The following is a 248-nucleotide window of genomic DNA, read 5'->3' on the forward strand; positions in this document are numbered from 1 at the left end:
GGTCTGCATCTCGCCGACGCGCATGCTGGTGCAGGACGACGTGTTCCGTGAATTCGTCGACAAGTTCGTCGAAGGCGCCAAGTCGATGAAGGTCGGCAATGGTCTCGATCCTGACTCGAAGATGGGGTCGCTTGCCAATCCGCGCCGCGTCACCGCCATCGAGGGTATGGTGCAGGATGCGGTCGGAAAGGGCGCCAAGCTCGAGACCGGGGGGCACCGCGTCGGCAACAAGGGCTACTTCTTCGAGC

Annotated in this window: 1 protein-coding gene; it reads left to right on the forward strand. The window is 62.9% G+C overall.

What is annotated here, in order from left to right; translation table 11 throughout:
• Positions 1 to 248 (forward strand): aldehyde dehydrogenase family protein (locus tag QSV46_RS40550; protein ID WP_314964347.1); only part of this gene is annotated, 248 nt, incomplete at both ends.

The sequence above is a fragment of the Bradyrhizobium cosmicum genome, assembly GCF_032290525.1.
Taxonomy (GTDB): Bacteria; Pseudomonadota; Alphaproteobacteria; order Rhizobiales; family Xanthobacteraceae; genus Bradyrhizobium; species Bradyrhizobium cosmicum_A.